Raw genomic sequence first — 1,068 nt, forward strand, 5'->3', positions numbered from 1 at the left:
AGACGCTCAGGATGTGGCGGCATTACAGGATGCCATCGCACAAGGCGCTGACCCGACTCAAGTGCTGGAAGCGCCAGCCGCGGGTAATACTGACGTTGGCGAAGCGGGCGACGGTGGTGGCAGTCACGTCAATGCTGCCGACATGGTCTTTGGCTTGACAGGGCAGGTGGTTGAGGCTACTGCGGGTTATGATACCCAAGGGCTGGCATTTGCCGCGACGTCTACCGACGATCTGACAGGCGCTGATGTTGCCAATCGCGCCGCCGCAGCCAGCAGCGAAACGACACCGGATACTACGCCTCCTGCGTTGACCATTGTTTCCTGATGGCTCGGTGACCTTCACCTTTACCAAGCCGCCAGTCGGTTTTGATGCCAGTGATGTGAGCGTGAGCAACGGTACGCTCACCAATCTGGTTCAGGATCCCACCGACCCTACCCGCTGGACGGGTACGCTCACCCCAAATCCCAATTTTGAAGGGACGGTCACTGTCACCGTGCCTGATGGTTCATATAGCGATGAAAACGGCATTCCTGGTACGGGCGGGCAGGATTCGGTAACCGTAGATACGTTGCCCCCTGATGCAGGCATTGCGATCGATCTCATTGCCAATGACGATGTTGTTAACGCAGAAGAGGCCGGACAAAGTCAAACCATTGGTGGAACGGTCTCGGGTGACGTGAAGGCGGGTGATACCGTCACGCTGACGATTGGTAATGAACGTTATACCACCACGGTGAATGCGGATGGAAAAACGTGGAGCGTGAGCGGCGTGCCGGGTAGCGTGCTGGCAAGTAACAGCGCTGTTAATGCCTCTGTGACCACTTCCGATGAGGCGGGTAACCAGACTACTGCCAATGCTACACGCCCTTACGGGGTCGATACCTCTGCCCCAGACGTTGCGATTACCCACTTCGCGGGTGACGACGGCTTTATTAATAGCGCTGAGTCGACAGCGACCGTTATCAGCGGGACCAGCAGTGAGTCTTCCGTAGACCTGACGTTCACGGACGTTAACGGCAAGGTAGTCACGATCGTTGGCGTGCCGGTGGTGAACGGCCAGTGGAGCA

The 1,068-nt window shown here is 57.5% G+C and carries 2 protein-coding genes; both read left to right on the top strand.

Translation table 11 applies throughout. From position 1 onward, the window contains the following. On the top strand, positions 1–325 hold a 325-nt coding region (locus tag J5224_RS29575), incomplete at its 5' end, for a retention module-containing protein (RefSeq protein ID WP_264628633.1). Between the two features lie 7 nt (positions 326–332). Next, positions 333–1,068, top strand: a 736-nt coding sequence (locus tag J5224_RS29580; RefSeq protein ID WP_264628634.1) for an Ig-like domain-containing protein, incomplete at its 3' end; no start/stop codon positions are given.

The sequence above is a fragment of the Candidatus Symbiopectobacterium sp. NZEC135 genome (assembly GCF_025962695.1).